Origin of the sequence: Marivita lacus, assembly GCF_014637725.1 — a bacterium.
Classification (GTDB): domain Bacteria; phylum Pseudomonadota; class Alphaproteobacteria; order Rhodobacterales; family Rhodobacteraceae; genus Marivita; species Marivita lacus.
Genome location: NZ_BMFC01000008.1, coordinates 139,117 through 156,933, shown reverse-complemented (window position 1 = coordinate 156,933; position 17,817 = coordinate 139,117). Strand labels below are relative to the sequence as shown.

Here is a 17,817-nt window from a genome sequence, read left to right as displayed (position 1 = left end):
GTTGATGTTTGGTCACTGGCGGAATGTCGGTGCTTTTGGCCTCGGCCTCGCCCGGCTTCCGCCTGCGGTCCCGGGCGAGGCGTTTCGGGGGCCACATTCACGGATCAGAACCGGAGGAACGCTGCAAGACCACCCGCCGCAGCGCGCCCCGCAGCCCGCGTGCCGTCAGCCCACGGGCGTTTTCATATCCCATCCGCGCCATCGCCTCGCCTTCGTGGGGATGGGCCGGCCCGCGCAGGGACGCCGCCATCAGGCGCACCTTTCCGGAAAGGGTGTGCGAGTGTACCTCGAGTTCCGTCAGCGCAGGCAGCAGCATCCGTTCGATTGTATCGAAATCGGACCCGAACGGAAAATCGGGCAGCAGATCGCGATGCGCGCCCAGCCAGGCAGAGAGCGTTTCCGGAAGGTTGTGACGATGAGCCGGCGCGATCTCATGATCCGAAGGCAATTTGCCTGCGGACTTGGCGCGCTCCGAGAGGTCGTCTTGAAACCGACTGTCCGTGATGTCCAGCAATGCGGCGATGACCTTTGCGTCCGGCAGGCCCCGCAGGTCGGCAATGCCGTATTCGGTAACGACGATATCGCGCAGGTGGCGCGGCACGGTGACACTCGGCACATCCCACACAATATTGCTTTCCACTGTGCCCCCATTGATCCGGGTCGCAGGCAGCGTGATGATCGCCCGAGCGCCTTCAAGCGCAAAGGCCTGATCGACGAAGTTGAACTGACCACCCACGCCACTGACAACCTGACCGTCCTCGACACTGTCTGACATCACGTCCCCCAGCGCAGAGACCTTCATCGCCCCATTGACGAAACGTGCATCCGTCCGGGCCGCGCGTTTTGCCGGCTCATCGCCGTAAAGCGTGTTGGTAAAGCTGACCGGCACCATCGCGATCTTCCTGCGGCGTTCGTCAGGCAAGCCGCGCAACCGGGAATAGACCGCTCGTGTTTCGACGAAAAATCCCGCGTGAACTGCGACGCCCTCCACCTCGCGCCGTATCACACCTGCCTCGAACAGTTCCAGAACGCCCCCCACCAGCATCTCGGTCACGCAATAGATGCCGGTCTGGAACGCACCTTCCTCGTTCGGTTCGACAGGAAATGGGCAATCGGCATGGATCTGCGCGGCCTTGCCCTGCTCGCGCAAGATGAGGGAATGCGCCACGGTATCGCCGAGAGTTCCGATACCGATCTGCAGGGTTCCCCCGTCCCGGATCAGGCGCGATACATGCAGACCGATCGCATGGTCACTCAGGGCCAGTGGACGGCGCGGCGCGGAGAACAGCTCGAACGGATCTTGCGGATCGTGAACCAGATCCACACTTTCCTGACCCAAGATCGCGCCGGGTCCTTCCAGAAAAGGCAACTCGGGATTGGTCTCGAACACGGCGATGAAATCCGCCTGTCCCGCGTCGCGGGCGCGGAACAGGTCTGTCGAGATATCGGTGTTGCAAGACAGGCTGAAACGGCCATTCTCTTCAGACACAAGCTGCATCAGCACATTGGGCCGCCGTGCAAGCAACATGTCGCGGGCATGGGTGTAATTGGCCGAGATATAGCTCTGTTGCGCGGCGTCCACGCCCAACCAACGTCCCGCCATCAAAAAAAATTCGTGCACCATGATGTTGGAGGGCAGCTTTCCGTCGCGGATCAGCTTGGCATAGAGAATTTCGGGATAAGCCCCAAAAAGCCGGTCCAAGGCGGGTTCGAGAAACCTGCGCTTGACCTCGGAAGATGTGCTGGGTCGCTCCAGCGTCAACGCGGTGAAGATCGTCAACCGGATGGCGGGATCGGTGCAGGCCGCCTCGACCAGCGCGTTGACCAAGGAAACCGGCTTTCCCAGACCCAAAGGGAGGGCGAGGCGGATATCACCTTGGGTCCGGATCACGATTTCGCGGATGATGGCGTCTACATCCTGGCTCCGCTGCATGGCTTACAGGTCCTGCCAGCCGGGGTCCGGAACAAAGCGGTCCCCGTGGCGATCCTGCAAATCGTCTAGCCGTTGGAGAATGGCATCGACGCCGCGTGTGCGGGCATAATGCATCGGACCACCTCGGAACGGGGCAAAGCCAGTGGCGAAGATCATCGCGGCATCCGTTTCGTCAACCGAGCCCACGACGTTCTGGCGCAGACATTCAACGCAGGCATTCAGCATGGGAAGGATCATGCGATCTGTCAGATCATCCGGCCCGCCTGCCGCGTCCGGGTGAGGAGTGCCCTTGGACCAGTCATAAAAGCCCCGCCCCGCCTTCTTGCCAGTGTCGCCGGCCTCGACTTTTTCGCGAAGGCGATCGGAAATTGCGGGCATGGACTTGTCGAGGTGCGACGTCAGGCTCTCGGCGACATGCAGGCAGATATCCAGTCCAACCTGATCACTGAGCGTAACTGGCCCCATCGGCATACCGAAGGCAATGGCTGCGGCATCGATCTTTTCCTTTTCTACGCCCTCGTCCATGAGAACCATTGCCTCCATCAGGTACGGCGTCAGCGCCCGGTTCACCAAGAAGCCGGGATAATCGGTCACACGCACCGGGAGCCGGTCGATGGCTCCACAGAACCTGGCCAGTCGGTCGACCACCTCGTCTTCGGTGCCGTCGTGGCGCACCACTTCGACCAGCTTCATCTTGCTGACAGGGTTGAAGAAATGAAGACCTGCGAAACGGCCAGCATCGGGTGCGGCACCGCGCAAATCCTTCAGGCGCAGGCTTGACGTGTTCGACGCAAGGATCGCCCCCTCTTTCATCTTGTCCGACAAGGCGGAGTAGATCTTTTCCTTCAGATCCGCCGTCTCGGGGGCGGCCTCCACGATCAGATCAGCTTGCGCGATGCCATAGCCCTTCGGATCCGGCATCAGTCGATCAAGGGCGTTACGCGTCTCGATGCTGCTCAGATGTTGATCCTTGCAGATTTTGCGCGCCAAGCTGACGGTCTTGCCGAGGGGTTCGAGTTCGACATCCCCCAAGGTCACGCTCTTGCCCTTGAGCGCGGCCCATGCGGCGATTTCGGCTCCCATGGCCCCGGCACCGATGACATGGACCTGCCTGATCCCATCCTCCTCGCGTCCGTCGTTTTTCAGGTCCTGCTGCAGAAAGAAGACGCGACGCAGGTTCTTGGAGGTTTCGGTGTCCAGCAGTGCCGCGAAACTCTCGATTTCGGCGGATTGCATCGCTGCTGGATCATCACCGTGCTTTTCCCAAAGGTCGATCAAGGCATGTGGAGCGGGATAATGATCCTTCGGGGCCTTTTTTTGAGTTTCCGAACGCATCCGCTGCGCTGCCAATGTGCGGGCCGATGCGAGGTTGAACGCGCGTGCCTTCAACCCCGGCTGGTCTCGGTCGATCTTATCCGCCACGATGGCCTCGATCGCGGCGCGAACGTGGCGCTCTTGGGTGATGACATCCGCCAGCCCCAGCTTTTCGGCTTTGTCCGTATGGGCTGTCTTGCCAGTCAGCATCAGTGTCATCGCTTCGGTCGGATCGATCAGCGCGGGCAATCGGAAGGTGCCACCGAGCCCGGGATGCAGGCCAAGCTTTACCTCGGGGAATCCGAATGACGCACCCTGCACTGCGATCCGCCAATCGCAGGCCAGCGCAATCTCCAACCCGGCCCCGAGGGCAGCACCGTGTACGACACAGATCGTCGGACACTCGAGCGCTGCGAGGCGATCCAGCACCTCGTGCCCCTGTCGGAGCAGATCGGACATTTGATCCCGGCTCATGTCGTTGAAACCCTTGATATCGGCCCCTGCGGCGAACCCGGCGGGCTTGCCCGACCGGATCACCAGCGCCCGTGGGGGATCGCGTTCAAGTTTGTCCACTTCGGCTGCCAGAGCTTGGATCACATCACGTGATACCTTGTTGATAGACGTGTCTGCTTGGTCCAGCACCAACCAGACGATGTCGTCATCGCGGCCTTGGTGCCACGCTGTATCCCCTGCGCCCGGGCGCACCGGACCGCATTCAAGTCTGGTCTCGCCGAGATTGCGCAGGACCGGTCCCGTGTTTGATCCGAACATCACGCCGCCTCCAGTAATAATGCGCCACCCTGGCCTCCGCCGATGCATTCGGTGGCGATGCCACGGACCTTGCCCCGTCTTTTCAACGCGTTCGCCAAGTGCAACACGATGCGGTTGCCGCTTGTGCCGACAGGATGGCCCAGCGAGATCGCGCCGCCATCGATGTTCAGTCGATCACGGTCAATCCGCCCGAAGGCGCCGTCGAGCTCCAGAACATCCCGGCAGAATGCGTCGTCTTCCCACGCCGCGAGACAGGCCAGCACCTGCGCGGCAAAGGCCTCGTTGATTTCCCACAGGTCGATATCGTCCAGACCCAGATCGTGACGGGCCACGATCGGCGTCGATGCCAGAACGGGACCGAGGCCCATCACAGATGGATCAAGAGCCGCCCACTGGCTGTCCACGATCCGGGCGAGCGGTGTCAGACCGTATTTTTCTACCGCCGCCTCGGACGCCACGATCACCCAGGAAGCTCCATCGGTGATCTGGCTGGAATTGCCGGCCGTGACCTTGCCATAGGGCGGCTCGAAGGCTGGTTTCGGTTTGGCCAGCCCGTCAAGATCGCTGTCGGGGCGCACTCCGTCATCGTGCTCGTGCACCGTGCCATCCTTTGAGAAAGCCGGCATCACCTCGTCGTCCAGCCAATTCTTCTTCTGGGCCTGTGCCAGGCGATGATGGCTTTGCATCGCGTAGGTGTCGGCGGCCGTGCGGTCGATCCCGAACCGATGTGCCAGAATTTCGGCGGTCTGACCCATGTTCAAGGTGGTGATCGGATCGGTCAGGCCACGTTCCAGGCCCAGTATCGGTTTGAAAAATTCAGGGCGCAGGCCAGTCAAGGCTTTGGCCTTGTCCATTATATCCTTGGCTTGCGCCATTTCCCCGAACCATTCGACCGCCGATTGTCGCAGCACGAGGGGTGCATGGCTCAACGCTTCGGTTCCGCCGGCAAGGATCATGTCGTGGCTGCCGTCGCGGACATAGCGGTATGCGGTGTCGATCGACTGCATGCCTGACCCACAGTTGATCTGCATGGTAAAGGCGACCATGTCCGCCCCCAATCCCAGCCGCAGTGCGGCGACCCTCGCCGGGTTCATCTCGTCCTGAAGGACATTGACACAGCCAAGGATCACCAAGTCCAACGCGCGGCGGTCGAAGGGCTGACGTGTCAGCAGGGGTCGCCCGCATTCTACCGCCAGATCGACAGGCGTGAAGGGTCCCGGCGTTCCCCTTGCCTTGAGAAACGGCGTTCTTGCGCCATCCACCAGATAAACGGGACGGGTCATTCGGCGGCCTCCATTCGATTGCGGTCTGCGGTCAGACCGGGATAGAGACGGCCAAGCTCCTCGGGAGTGAAATCGTCGACTGCGACCACCTCGGCCACCAATTCATGCATTTCGGCAATAAGGTCGCGCTCGTCGCGCGTGATGGTCCCCGCGTCCAGACCGGCATCGGGATCCTCATCTGCCTCGCGCAGCCGTTTCATCACCGGCGCGCATGCGATGACCTTGTCGTAACAGTCGTTCAGCAGCGCCACGCCGTCGCGATTGCACCCACCATAAATCCGCCCGACAATCCTGTCCCGCGCCTCCGACGGGTCATAGATCAGATCGGAGCAGGCCTTGGTGATCTCGTCGTCGCGTCCCGATGCGCGACCACCCGGACGCATTATGGCGCGCAACAGCCGCGCGGACCAGCGGTTCGGGAAGTTGTCCAGAACCTCGTTAAGGGACAGTTGGATGCGCGCCAGGGCACGATCCGCAGCGTACCGCACAACCGGCAGGTCGGCCTGTTGTCGCCCTTCGTCTTCCCATCGCTTCAGCGTGGCGCTGAGAATGTACATTTCCGACAGGATGTCGCCCATACGTCCCGAAATCATCTCCTTGCGCTTGAGCGCGCCACCCATGGTCAGAAAGGCCATGTCGGCCGTGAGCGCATAGGCGGCGGACCAGCGCGACATCTGGCGATAGATATCTGTAAGGGGACCGGCGGCAGGCGCGGGACCGATGCGTCCACCGCTCCAGCCGCGAACGAAAGCTCGGGTCGTCGTGCGCAAGGTATGCCCGACATGCGCCCAGAAGTGCTGATCGAAGGCCTCGAGACTCTCGGATTGATCCTCGATGCCCAAGGCTTTCATTTCGTCGAGAATATGTGGGTGTGCGCGAATGGCGCCTTGGCCGAAGATGATCAGCGACCGGGTGACGATGTTTGCCCCTTCGACTGTGATCCCGATGGGAACGGCACGATAGAGTGCCTGAAGATAGTTCGAGGGTCCGTCGATAACTGCCTTGCCGGAATGCACATCCATCGCATCATTCACCGCCTCGCGCATCCGGAAGGTGGCGTGCGCCTTCATGATCGCCGAAATGACGGACAAGGATTTCCCCTCGTCCAGACCCGCACAGGTCAGTCGCCGTGCGGCATCCATCGCATAGCTGTCGGCTGCAAGCCTGCCGAGCCGCTCCTGGATTCCGCCGAATTTGCCGATGGGCAATCCGAACTGCTGGCGAATGCGCGAGTAGGCGCCGGCAGTGTGTGCAGACAATGCGATTGCGGCGCAGCCCATTGAAGGCAGCGAAATCCCCCGTCCTGCGGCAAGCGCGCTCATCAGCATCATCCAGCCGCGCCCCGCATATTCCGGTCCGCCGATAATGTGATCAAGGGGAATGAAGACGTCAGTCCCGGTGGTCGGTCCGTTCAGGAACATGGTGGCAGAGGGTATATGGCGGCGTCCGGTTTCGACGCCAGGCAGGTCGGACGGAACAAGCGCGCAGGTGATCCCGATATCCTGCTTGTCTCCCAGAAGTCCGTCGGGATCGCGCAGCTTGAATGCAAGTCCAAGGATCGTGCATGCTGGGGAGAGCGTAATGTAGCGCTTGGACCAGTTCAGTCGAATGCCCAGAACCTCTTCACCGTTCCACGTGCCTTTTTCTATGACACCCTCATCCGTCATTGCGCTGGCGTCTGATCCGGCCTTGTCACTGGTTAGCCCGAACGCCGGCAGTTCCTCACCGCGCGCCAGACGCGGCAGCCAGTGATCCTGTTGTTCCTGCGTGCCGAACATGTGAAGCAATTCACCTGGGCCCAAGGAATTCGGGACCATGACCGTGACAGCCGCCGCCACCGAGCGGGTGGCGATGAAGCGCACGATCTCGGAGTGGGCATATGCTGAGAAGTCCAGTCCGCCGTGCTTTTCCGGGATGATCATCCCAAAGAACTTGTTCTTGCGAAGAAACGCCCAGACCTCGGGGGACAGATCGGCGTCGGTCTGGTTGATCGACCAATCATCGAGCAACGTGCACAGCTCCGTACATGGTCCGTCCAGAAAGGCTTGTTCCCTTTCGCTGAGGGCCGGCGCGCGAATGTTGCGGAGTTTCGACCAGTCGGGATTGCCCGAAAACAACTCGGCCTCCCACCAGACCTCGCCGGCTTCCATGGCCTCACTTTCGGTTTCCGACAACCGAGGCAATGCCCGCTGTGCCCACTTGTGTATCGGCTTGGTCAACAGCCGGGCGCGTGAGTTCGTCATGTTTCACTCTCCTGCGCACCCAACGTGGGCAGGGACGGAGTGGTTCCTCAATCGTCAGCACGCCACCGAGGCCGACGTGCCATGCTTTACCAAGCCGCGTGGTCAGACCGCGATGCAACGGGCTAGAACCGCGACCGGAGAACGGTTCACTATATGCGCAGTTTCTGTCCCATTGAAATGTTTGGTCCTGGCCAGCTGACCGGTTTCCGAGGAGTTGGTTTGTGAACTCATCAAGGGGTCACTGGAAAGCTCACGTCTTCCGATTTGGCGGCGTAGCCCCAAGGGGTCAGGGCATCGATGTCTTTGTCGAGATGGCCGCTTTGGTAAACAGGTCGACGAGGTAGGCGAATGGCTCGACGGCATTCATTCGGCAGGTTCCGATTAGGCTGGCACAGGAGCCCGGCTACGAGCCCCATCATCGTGTCCGGCAAAAGCAGGTTTCGGCGTCTCATGGCCAGGCTTATGATCGCGTTCTCGACGAGGGTGGACTCCATGTCGACATGGCCATTGCCCCTCAGTTCGTCGACGAGTTCTGCCCACGCTCCTGCGAAATCACTGCCCGCGGTGACGCGAAACGCGCACGGACGCTCGGCCAGCGAGAGCCATGAACGCGGCGGTCCGTGAGTATTTTCCGGTCCTTGAGAGAGAGTTTAGGGGAATGTTACTTTTGAAAGCCCGATGCATATTGTCTTGCACGGCTTGCAGGATCAGGAGCGGCTTGAATGGCTCAGTCACCAAGATCGATCAGTTGCCGATTGTTTGCCCTCAAAGCATGTGCAGGCTGGTGGTACAGGGCGGCGCAAAAATGCCGGGAGAGGTTATGAAGATAACATCTGCATCCTTGGGTTATGCGCCATGTTCAAGTGCGAGCTTTCAAGTGAGCGTTTCGAATGACTTGATTTCCAGACATGCTACGTTTCACCGAGACGCACTGATGGCGTATCAACGCGCAGAGGATGGTCCAAAAAAGGATACTGCTAGACTGCAATTGAGCATTGCCGGTACTTCTGCGATGCGCGGGCATGAGGTGGACTTTCTCTTGGCCATTCATCGTGCAATGCGCGCATTGGAATACACGAAAGCAGAATGAACTGCTTTGGCGCGCGAACCGCATCCTCAAGGAGGACAGGGACGTCTTATAAAAGCGTCCCGGCGCGCCGACCGCCTGTGCGCGGTAGAAAAAGCCTGTGCTATCATCTCGAGTTGAGTTCAGTTGCCGATCGCTTCTTGGAGAGACTGACCCCGTTAAAAGATGTGGCATATGGGCTGATGCGCACGTGAGAGTGGTGACACCGCCTTGGCGGTGATCCCGGTTGGGAAGATGACGGACTTGCATGACCCACGCCCTGTCGACTGCATGCAGGATATGCCATGGCAAAGACGTCGACCGGCGACCACACGGATGTGCAGTTGGTCAATCCTGCCGCGGCGGCCATCGATACCGGATCGACGATGCACATGGCTGCGGTGATCCCGACAGCACGGATACCCCTGTGCGCGCGTTTGGCACGTTCACGTGCGATCTGCATGCACTGGCGGTGCGGTTCCGGTCCTGTGGCGTGACCAGTGTCACGATGGCGTCGACTGGCGTCTGCTGGATACCGACCTTCGAGACTCTCGAGCAACACGGGTTCAACGTGGTCCTCGCGAATGCGCGCTGTGCCAATAACGTGCCGGGCCGGCAGACGGATGTCTGCGCCTCAGTTCGATGAGGCTTCCGCGTCCATCGTGACCGTGTCCTTGCGGCGCATGTCGCGCTGTCGCTCCTGCGTGCTCACCCGCGGTGCCCGTGAACCCGATGTCCGATCGTCCTGGGCGAAAACCTGGCTCAGTGTTGCCCTGCTGCGGCTGACCCGGCTTTTGATCGTGCCAATGGTGCAGCCGCAGGCATCGGCAGCTTCCAGTTGGGAGAACCCGTAAGCGCCCATGAGCACCAGCGGTTGACGTTGAGCGCGGGGCAGGTCTGCTATGGCAGCGATCAGTTCCTTGAGCGCGAGCGCGTCTTCCTGGCGCGGCAGCTCGGCAAGCGCATGTGCCCAGACCTCATCCACATCCTCCACCTCGCGGCGAAGCTTGCGCAGCTCCGAGAAGAACGTGTTGCGCATGATTGTAAAAAGCCACGCGCGCAGATTGGTCTCCGGGCTGTAGCTTGCGCGACTGGTCCAAGCCTTCAGCAGGGTTGTCTGAACCAGATCATGCGCGCGATGCTCGTTGGATGTCAGCGAAAGGGCACGTCGTCGCAGCGGCGCAAACTGACGCGGCAAGAGGTCGTGGAACGGGTGGTTGTCATCGTTCATGGAAAACACGCCTTGAGTTGAACACGGACCAGAGGGGACACCGGCATGACACCGCTGGATCCATTTAGGGTAAGAGAGGAGGTCTTGTTTTGGCCGGCCTTGAGTCGACCAGCCCGGCCACCGAGGGTGGCGCCACCCGGTGGTTCTCGGTGGGGGTCGCACCATCCGGACGCGTCGCAGGTCAGGCCGTGGCTTCGGCGTTCAGACGCGTCTCGGCCAGTTTCGTCAGAGTCTTGTCGGCGCCGTATTCCTGATCGAGTGTCTTCTTGAGCAAGGTGGCGGCTTCCGGATGTCCGAGCTGCGTGGCCCAGGCCACGAGGGTGCCGTAGCGGGCAATCTCGTAATGCTCGACAGCCTGAGCAAGCGAAATGAGGGCCGCGTCCATGGTTTCCTTGTCGTCGATCTCGTCCATCAGGCCTTCGGCTTCCTCGACAAGACCGATCATCGCATCGCATTTCGCGCCCCGGGCAGGCTTGCCCAGAATCTCGAACACCTCTTCCAGGCGCGTGACATGGTCCTCTGTTTCGTCCTTGTGCGACGACAGGGCCGTTTTCAACTTTGAGTCTGTCGCCTTGCGCGCCATTTTCGGCAACGTCTTGAGAATTTGGCGTTCGGCGTAGAGTATGTCCTTCAGGGTATGAAGGAACAAATCGTCAAGGGTTTCGATGGTCATTGGGCAGCTCCTGCGATTGGTGGGTCTGCAGCCTCGTCACTTGTTTGCATGGATGAGGCAGGATTGGCGAATAGGGCGGTACCGTACATGTGTGATGGGATCGCCGTCTTCAGAGGTGTCAGCCACTCCACTGCGCAAGAGGCGTGGACATGATGTGCAGGCAATCAGGTGGCTGTGTCTCGCCCATTGCGGTGTCGGGAGCCGGTGCGCAAAACTGCTTGAACCGCTTGGCGTGCGTTTTGACATTTCGGGAGAAATCGGACTTTGCAACCAGTCGGTGCGCGTCCAGTTCTTCTATCAGAATGCGTATGAAGAGGTCGGCTTGGGTCTGCTTGGGCATGGTGAGTTTTTCCCTTGGAAGTCACGCGGCTTTGTCTTGAGTTTGGGGCTTGATCAGAGCAGCACGGCAATGATGATCACGACCAGAAGGGGGGCTCCGAGAAGCCAGGCGAAGAGTGCGGGCATGGGTCTGTCCTTTTCGGCAGGTGAAGAGGGCGTTGCGTCAATTCCGTGCAATCAGCACATCCAGTCCGAGGCCTTTATCCCTGTGATGCCCACCGGCGGTTGCGGAAAAGAACGCGGCGAGGGCACCGATCAACAGCGTTGCTGCAGCGATGAAGCCAAAGACGACAGCGGCCACGCGGGCCTTTTCGACAACGTCGAGCGCTGCCCCACGGGCGTCGGCAATCTCGGTGTTGATCTCTTCGACGCGGGCACGTGCGGCGTCAGGGGTCATGTCGGTATTGGCGGCGACGAGCTGTGCGAGATAGGTGCTGTCCCTGTCCGCCATGTCACCGGTTGACAGGCTGCGTGCGATGATGCTGGCGACCTGTTGCTGTATGTCGGGGTCGATGCCCGGGAGATCCGTGTTGCCGCCTGCGTTGGACTGCGGCGTTGCTCCACCTCTATTGGCCGTGTTCGTGGTGTCATCGGTCGCATCACCAGCAATTGGGCTGCTGTCGGTGCCCTCGGTGTCGCCGACGGCAGGCGTATCGTCGGCCTCGGTCGTGCTGGTTTCAGCCTGTCCATTGCCTCGCAGCATCAGGTTGGCAAAATAGTCCGACGAGGCCGCCTCTGATGCGACATCGGTGACAGTGTCGGCGGCCGAACCGACAGCAGATGCGCCCGCACCCAGCATTCCGCCAACACCAGCAGTGGCAAGAACCGCGCTGACGAGTGCGCTGATCGCCCAGACCATCAGCCCATGGGCGCCATCGCGCACTTCGACTTCGTCTGCGGTCGCGTCACCGACCCGGCGGCGCATGCGGCCGGCAAGATAGCCACCCGCCCCGAAGCCCGTGACCATGACCCACACGAACCAGATGCCGGAGGCGATGGTCAACCAGGCTGCGGATACGCCTTCGCCGCGATACGGAGAGGTCAGAGACAGTCCGAGACTGGCGCCAAAACTGATCAACAGGAACGAAATCGCAAGCGCAAGGACACCGCCTGCAATGATGGCGGACCAATCAAGATAGGACCCGTCGACCGTGATGGCTCCGACTTTGTCCGAAGTGTTCTGTCGCGGTGGCACGTTTTGAGATATCATCGCAGGTCTTCCTTCAATGGGGACATGTCTTCAGGCGAGGCCGACAAAGCTGAGCACGGCCACGACGATGACAACGGCGCCGACGATATAAACGATCTGATTCATGAGTTTCTCTTTCGGTTGAACATGACAATCCCGTCGCCGAGCCACGGGAATGGTTGAACGTTTCGATAAAGACAAAAAGAGTGCAGACTGTAGACTTCACATGTCGGCACTCGGCGTTTTTGAGAATTGACTGGGTGTCTCATGCGAATTTGCGCAAGAAATGCCGTTGGGGCGGCCGCGATTCGACAATATACGACGCGTCGAATTGCTCACCCAGCCATTCACGAGGGATAGTTAAAAGGGTTTACTCTGTACTTACGGTTCGAAGGGATTAGGGTCACTTCGAATTAGTAGATTACGGCTCCGGCTGGGATGCTGGTAGACTCGGAATCTACTCACTTTGGGAGAATACTTGGTTTTTGGTGAGATGCTTTGCACAGGGAATCCCCTATGTGCAGGCGCACCGGGATATGTTAATCACGAGACTGTAATTACCCGCAGGGTGACCAAACGAGATGCCGGATACGTGTTCTGGCCCGGGTTTTGGGCTTGGCGGTTTTCCCTGAAGGAGCAGCCAGTGTCGAAAGGCCAGTCAAGCACGCACCTGCCGGTCGTCGCCATCGGGGCGTCTGCCGGGGGCCTTGAGGCGTGTCGCGCCTTGCTTGGCCACATGCCCGACGATCTGCCTGCCGCGGTTGTCCTGATCCTGCATCTCGACCCGACCCATGACAGCATGATGGTCGATCTGCTTGGCCGTCGCTCAGGGCTGAAGGTGGTCCAGGCTGCCGACGGCATGGCATTGCGGGCCGGGGTCCTCCATGTCATTCCGCCCGGTGTCTTTTTGACTATCAGCAAGCGGGCCATCCATCTGTCCGAACCCGAGGACGGCAAGGCCGTGCGCCTTCCGTTTGATGTGTTGCTGCGGTCGCTGGCCAAGGACGCAGGCGCGTCATCGGCCTGTATCGTGTTGTCGGGCACCGGATCGGACGGGACCCTGGGCATTGCGGACATCCATGCCGCCGGAGGTCTTGTGATCGCGCAGGAGCCTAAGGAAGCAGGGTATCCCGGCATGCCCGAAAGCGCCATGGCAACCGGCCTGGTGTCCCGGGTTCTGAGCACCGATCAGATGGTCCCAGCGATCGAAAAATTTGTTTCTGACGCCACTGTCTGTGCCAAACCCGACGCTGACGCCGCGACGGCGCCGGACGACACGCAGTCTCCCTCCGAGCCGACGACGCAGGCCCCTCAAAGCTATGACGATGTCTTGTCGTTCATGCGGGATTATACCGAACAGAACCTCACGCTCTACAAGCGGGGCACCCTCGAGCGCCGCATCGCCCGGCGGATGGCGCTGGTCGGCCTTGGACAGGACGACGTCGACCGCTACCTCGACCTGCTGCGGTCCGATCGAGCGGAACGCGACCATCTGGCAGCTGATCTGCTGATCCATGTCACCAGCTTTTTCCGCGATGAGCGTGTTTTCGAGGCTCTTTCCGCCAAGGTCATTCCGGACCTGGTCAAGACGCTTCCGTCGGATCGCTCGTTGCGCGTCTGGGTGGCGGGATGCAGCACGGGCGAAGAGGCCTACAGTCTGGCGATGCTCTGCCTCGATGCCATGGAGGGGACCGGTGTCCGGTTGCAGATCCTGGCCTCCGACGTCGATCCAGAAGCCATCGCGACGGCGCGCGCGGGATTCTATTCCGGGGACATCGCCGCTGCGATACCGCCCGAGCAATTGGCGCGCTTCTTCGTTCCCGAGGACGAGGGCTGGAGAGCCACCGCGGCCTTGCGCGACGTCATCGTCTTTACAGTCGCCGATCTTCTGTCGGACCCGCCGTTTTCCAAGATCGACCTCGTGTCTTGCCGCAATGTGTTGATCTACCTGGGGCCGGAGGCGCAGAAACGCGTCATCGCGCGCTGCTGTTTTGCCTTGCGACCGGGGGGATTGCTGTTGCTTGGCGCAGCCGAAATGCCGGGGGCGAGCGACGGGTGCTTCGCCGTCGAAGACAAGGAGTTGCGGCTTTGGCGCCGGGTCGGCAAAAGCCTGCCCGCCGATCTGCACTTCGGGACGGAAAAGCGCGAAGAGCCAACCGTGCCGACCGAAGACGCGCCGGTCCGTCGCAGTGCACTGGCCGATCTGTGCCGCCGCATCGTGATGGAGCACTATGCCCCGGCGGCGGTGTTGCTGAACACCCGTCTTGAGGTTCTCTACCTTCTGGGGCCAACCGAGAAATACCTGACGATCACTCAAGGGCACCCCGATCCCGGCATCATCGGGATGCTGCCCAAGGTCCTGCGGGCGCGGGTGCGCAGCGCGGCGGCAGAATGCGGTCCGCAAAAGCCGTTGGTCACCGTTTCGGGGGGACGTATCCATGGGGCTGTCGGCTTTGACATCGCCCTGCATAACGTCAGCGCCGGACCCGACCCGTTGCTGCTGGCGTGCTTCATTGACACCCAGCGCCCGGTGCCACGAACGAGCGAGTCCGAAGCCGCCGCCGATCAGGCGCGCCACACCGGCGATCTGGAGGCCGATCTGGAGGCCACCCGCAATGATCTGTCCGATGCGCTGCGCGATCTGGAGCAGGAGGTCGAAGCCCATGGCGCGGACGCGGCGGAAGCCTTGTCGGTCAATGAGGAATTCCAGTCCACAAATGAGGAATTGCTGGCCTCGAAAGAGGAACTGCAATCGCTGAACGAAGAACTGACCGCGCTCAACAGCCAGTTGCAGGAAACCCTTGAACGGCACCGCACCACTGCCGATGACCTGCAGAACGTGCTCTACAGCACCGATGTCGCCACGTTGTTTCTCGATCTTGATCTCAACATCCGCTTCTTCACGCCGGCGGCGCGCCAGATCTTCCGCGTGATCCAGACCGATGTGGGCCGTCCCCTGTCCGATCTTGCCTCGGTGTCACGGGACGACGACCTCGAAGCCGATTGCCGTGAGGTGCTGGCCTCTTCGGAGGTTGCCGAGCGCGAGATCGAAAGCCAGGGGGATCTGAGGTTCCTGCGGCGGGCGCAGCCCTATCGTGCCGAAGGTGGCCGGGTGGAAGGCGTTGTCATCACCTATGTCGATGTCACCGAACGCCACCGCATCAACGCGGAACTCATGGCCGCCATGACCGAGGCAGACAGGGCAACCCGCGCCAAGTCACGGTTTCTGGCTGCGGCCAGCCATGATCTGCGTCAGCCGTTGCAATCCATGGCGTTGCTGCACAGCCTTCTGTCCCGCAACAAGCGGTCGACCGAGGGCGCACGGCTGTCGGCGCTGATGGATCTGACGCTCACCTCGATGACTGCGATGTTGGACTCGATGCTGGATGTGAACCGCATCGAAACCGGCATCGTCCGGCCGGACATGAGGCCGGTCCAGATCGGTCCGGTGATGCAGGCCCTTGCGGATGAGTTTCGGACTGCCTGTGAATTGAAGGGTCTGAAACTTCGGGTCGTGGCGAGCACGGCCTGGGTCAGGACGGACCCGCAGCTCTTGACGCAGATGCTGCGCAATCTTCTGTCCAACGCGTTGAAATATACCCCGAGCGGGGGCATCCTGATTGGCTGCCAACGACGCAACGGGTATTTGGCGATCCGCGTATGCGACACCGGCATCGGTCTGGCGGCATCCGAAACCGATCAGATCTTCGACGCCTACCACCAGGGCAAGAAGGCCGCCGCATTGGCCGGGCCGGGGCTCGGGCTCGGGCTTTCGATCGTCAAGCGGCTTGCCGAGTTGATGGAGCACCCGATCACCGTGCTGTCGAACCCCGGTAAGGGATCGTCCTTCATGATCACCATGCCGATGATCGAACCAGCGCCCACGCGCACCGACAAGATGCAGCACGCTGCTCCGCTGGCCGATGCCGTGCGCCAGACCGGCACGATCCTGATGGTCGAGGATGAAGAGCCGCTTCGGGGGCTTCTGGTCGAAGTGCTTGAAAACGAAGGGCACACGGTCATCGCCATGCGCAATGCGAAGGATGCGCTGGACTGGGCCAGCGGCGACCACGCGGCGCCCGATCTTCTCTTGACGGATTTCGACCTGCATGGCGAGATCAACGGCCTGAAGCTTGCCCAGGACATGCCGAACATTCTGGGCGATCCAGTGCCAACCGTCATTCTGACCGGGGACATCACGAAAGAGACGCTCAAGAGCATTGCCGCGTCGCCGTGTCATCAGATCACCAAACCGGTGATGCCCGAAGTCCTGCTGGCGACGATATCCGATCTCATCCTCAAGGCCAGGGCTGCAAGGGCGCGAAACGAGCAAACCCACCGCATGTCTACAGCGACCATTCATGTCATCGACGACGATCCGATGATCCGGGAATCCATGCGGCGTTTGTTCGAGGCCGAGGGCTACAGTGTGGTGACCTATGCCTCGGCAGAAGAATTCCTGGCGGCGCCAAGACCCGATGACCCTGCCTGCCTTCTGGTCGATAACCTCTTGCCGAACATGGATGGCGTGACCTTGATCGATCGGCTGCGCGCAAAGAAGACACGTCTGCCAATCGTCATGCTGACGGGCCACGGGGATGCTGCCATTGCCGTGGCCGCGATGAAGGCGGGGGCCGCGGACCTGATCGAGAAACCGGCAAGTGCCTCCGATCTTCTGGCCAGTGTTCGGCAGGCCCTCAAATCGGGCAAGGCAGACACGGAGGGTGGCGCCCCGACCGAGAACCACAGGGCCGCGCGTCTCAAGTTAGACGGTCTTACCAAGCGCGAACGCGAGGTCATGGCAAAGGTTCTTGAAGGCATGCCAAACAAGATCATCGCCGCCGATCTGGGGATCAATCAACGCACGGTCGAGAACCATCGCGCCTCAGTGATGCGCAAGACGGGAGCGCCCTCCTTGCCCGCGCTGGTGCGGTTGGCGCTTTTGGCAAACGTCCACGACATGTGACACCGTCATTGGTGCCGCGCCCTGATTGGCAGGTCTGTCGCAACGAAAACCCGACGGGCGCGTTCTCAGGAAATAGCGTCTGCCGCCCGCTTTCTTTGCGTGGCGTGGTCAGACGCGCCCTTCATTTTGATGCGAAAACCAAGGCCACGCTCCTTTCTGGCCACCTTGCGCCGGGCCGCTCGCCCGAAGAAACCGGCCAAACCGGCCATGGCTGTCCGATCCCTGCACAATGCGGTCACCGGTCTGACGATCGCCTGCGGGTTTGCGCCCCTTGCCGCCTTCACGTCAAAGACAGCCAAGGCGCGCAAACCCGCAGGCCAGCCTGCTGGCCTCATCGTGATGCTGCACGGCTGCAACCAGACCCCGGATGATTTCGCGACCGGAATGCACATGAACGCGTTTGTCAAAAAAACACGGTCTTGCGGTTGCCCGTCCGGCCCAAACGCGACGGCAGAACGCGGCATCCTGCTGGAACTGGTTCAAACCTGGGCACCAGAGCCGTTGTGTGGGCGAACCGGCCATTCTTGCCGCGCTCATGCGCAAGCTGATGCGGGAGTTCGGACTTGCTCGGAACGCGGTCTTCGTGGCGGGGCTGTCATCGGGCGGCGCCATGGCGGCGATGCACAGCGGTGCCTCCGAGATCTCGGGGTCGGTCGGCCCCACGCACAAGCGACCGGTCCGCTGGATCATCTTTCAGGGGACCGATGACAGTACGGTGCACCCGTCCAATGCCGCAGCGCTTCTCGCGGCGGTGGTTGGCGACGACGCAGTGTCGACCAGGTGCACCACGTTCGGTCAAGGGACGTGAC

Annotated in this window: 12 protein-coding genes and 1 pseudogene; 4 read left to right on the top strand and 9 right to left on the bottom strand. The window is 61.1% G+C overall.

Annotation, left to right across the window (positions count from 1 at the left end; all coding sequences use genetic code 11):
* Window positions 1-97 precede the first annotated feature (97 nt).
* The 5 genes and pseudogenes from IEV82_RS15265 to IEV82_RS15245 all read right to left on the bottom strand — a co-directional run.
* The gene (locus tag IEV82_RS15265; protein ID WP_229747847.1) at window positions 98-1,933 is read right to left on the bottom strand and encodes an acetyl-CoA hydrolase/transferase C-terminal domain-containing protein; all 1,836 of its coding nucleotides are present in this window, start codon (window positions 1,931-1,933) and stop codon (window positions 98-100) included.
* Window positions 1,934-1,936: 3 nt separating this feature from the next.
* On the bottom strand, window positions 1,937-4,018 hold the full coding sequence (locus IEV82_RS15260) for a 3-hydroxyacyl-CoA dehydrogenase NAD-binding domain-containing protein (RefSeq protein ID WP_188482891.1): 2,082 nt from the start codon (window positions 4,016-4,018) through the stop codon (window positions 1,937-1,939).
* Window positions 4,018-5,301 carry an acetyl-CoA C-acetyltransferase gene (locus IEV82_RS15255; protein ID WP_188482890.1) on the bottom strand — a complete coding sequence of 428 codons (1,284 nt, stop codon included), beginning with the start codon at window positions 5,299-5,301 and terminating at the stop codon, window positions 4,018-4,020. Before IEV82_RS15255 ends, IEV82_RS15260 begins: the two co-directional genes overlap by 1 nt.
* Window positions 5,298-7,544: an acyl-CoA dehydrogenase gene (locus IEV82_RS15250; RefSeq protein ID WP_188482889.1), complete on the bottom strand. Its 2,247-nt coding sequence runs from the start codon at window positions 7,542-7,544 to the stop codon at window positions 5,298-5,300. Before IEV82_RS15250 ends, IEV82_RS15255 begins: the two co-directional genes overlap by 4 nt.
* Window positions 7,545-7,774: 230 nt before the next feature.
* Window positions 7,775-8,053, bottom strand: a pseudogene (locus IEV82_RS15245) (transposase domain-containing protein); the annotation flags it as partial.
* Window positions 8,054-8,262: 209 nt separating this feature from the next.
* Between IEV82_RS15245 and IEV82_RS15240 the strand changes: the two are divergent.
* Together IEV82_RS15240 and IEV82_RS23655 are read left to right on the top strand one after the other, a co-directional pair.
* Window positions 8,263-8,634: a hypothetical protein gene (locus IEV82_RS15240; protein ID WP_188482888.1), complete on the top strand. Its 372-nt coding sequence runs from the start codon at window positions 8,263-8,265 to the stop codon at window positions 8,632-8,634.
* A 281-nt stretch (window positions 8,635-8,915) separates the two neighbouring features.
* Window positions 8,916-9,107 carry a hypothetical protein gene (locus IEV82_RS23655; RefSeq protein WP_229747846.1) on the top strand — a complete coding sequence of 64 codons (192 nt, stop codon included), beginning with the start codon at window positions 8,916-8,918 and terminating at the stop codon, window positions 9,105-9,107.
* Between the two features lie 137 nt (window positions 9,108-9,244).
* On the opposite strand, the gene IEV82_RS15230 is transcribed toward IEV82_RS23655, so the two are convergent.
* The 4 genes from IEV82_RS15230 to IEV82_RS15215 all read right to left on the bottom strand — a co-directional run bounded on the left by IEV82_RS15230 (window position 9,245) and on the right by IEV82_RS15215 (window position 12,063).
* Window positions 9,245-9,841, bottom strand: a complete 597-nt coding sequence (locus IEV82_RS15230; RefSeq protein ID WP_188482887.1) for a sigma-70 family RNA polymerase sigma factor — start codon at window positions 9,839-9,841, stop codon at window positions 9,245-9,247.
* Between the two features lie 181 nt (window positions 9,842-10,022).
* Window positions 10,023-10,514, bottom strand: coding sequence for a YciE/YciF ferroxidase family protein (locus tag IEV82_RS15225; protein WP_188482886.1), 492 nt, complete (start codon window positions 10,512-10,514; stop codon window positions 10,023-10,025).
* A gap of 118 nt (window positions 10,515-10,632) precedes the next feature.
* Complete coding sequence (locus IEV82_RS15220; protein ID WP_188482885.1) at window positions 10,633-10,854, bottom strand: hypothetical protein; 222 nt, start codon at window positions 10,852-10,854, stop codon at window positions 10,633-10,635.
* 162 nt (window positions 10,855-11,016) lie between these two features.
* Window positions 11,017-12,063: a hypothetical protein gene (locus tag IEV82_RS15215; RefSeq protein ID WP_188482884.1), complete on the bottom strand. Its 1,047-nt coding sequence runs from the start codon at window positions 12,061-12,063 to the stop codon at window positions 11,017-11,019.
* 622 nt (window positions 12,064-12,685) lie between these two features.
* On the opposite strand from IEV82_RS15215, the gene IEV82_RS15210 reads away from it, so the two are divergent.
* Window positions 12,686-17,008 (top strand): chemotaxis protein CheB, encoded by a 4,323-nt coding sequence (locus IEV82_RS15210; RefSeq protein ID WP_188482883.1) that lies wholly within the window; start codon window positions 12,686-12,688, stop codon window positions 17,006-17,008.
* Window positions 17,009-17,408: 400 nt separating this feature from the next.
* Window positions 17,409-17,816 (top strand): CE1 family esterase, encoded by a 408-nt coding sequence (locus IEV82_RS15200; protein WP_188482882.1) that lies wholly within the window; start codon window positions 17,409-17,411, stop codon window positions 17,814-17,816.
* Window position 17,817 lies beyond the last annotated feature (1 nt).

Bases quoted from the DNA above. Each gene is read 5' to 3' on its own strand.
- IEV82_RS15225 (WP_188482886.1), bottom strand. From the start codon at position 10,514: ATGACCATCGAAACCCTTGACGATTTGTTCCTTCATACCCTGAAGGAC.
- IEV82_RS15260 (WP_188482891.1), bottom strand. From the start codon at position 4,018: ATGTTCGGATCAAACACGGGACCGGTCCTGCGCAATCTCGGCGAGACC.
- IEV82_RS15250 (WP_188482889.1), bottom strand. From the start codon at position 7,544: ATGACGAACTCACGCGCCCGGCTGTTGACCAAGCCGATACACAAGTGG.
- IEV82_RS15265 (WP_229747847.1), bottom strand. From the start codon at position 1,933: ATGCAGCGGAGCCAGGATGTAGACGCCATCATCCGCGAAATCGTGATC.
- IEV82_RS15255 (WP_188482890.1), bottom strand. From the start codon at position 5,301: ATGACCCGTCCCGTTTATCTGGTGGATGGCGCAAGAACGCCGTTTCTC.
- IEV82_RS15230 (WP_188482887.1), bottom strand. From the start codon at position 9,841: ATGAACGATGACAACCACCCGTTCCACGACCTCTTGCCGCGTCAGTTT.
- IEV82_RS15215 (WP_188482884.1), bottom strand. From the start codon at position 12,063: ATGATATCTCAAAACGTGCCACCGCGACAGAACACTTCGGACAAAGTC.
- IEV82_RS15220 (WP_188482885.1), bottom strand. From the start codon at position 10,854: ATGCCCAAGCAGACCCAAGCCGACCTCTTCATACGCATTCTGATAGAA.
- IEV82_RS23655 (WP_229747846.1), top strand. From the start codon at position 8,916: ATGGCAAAGACGTCGACCGGCGACCACACGGATGTGCAGTTGGTCAAT.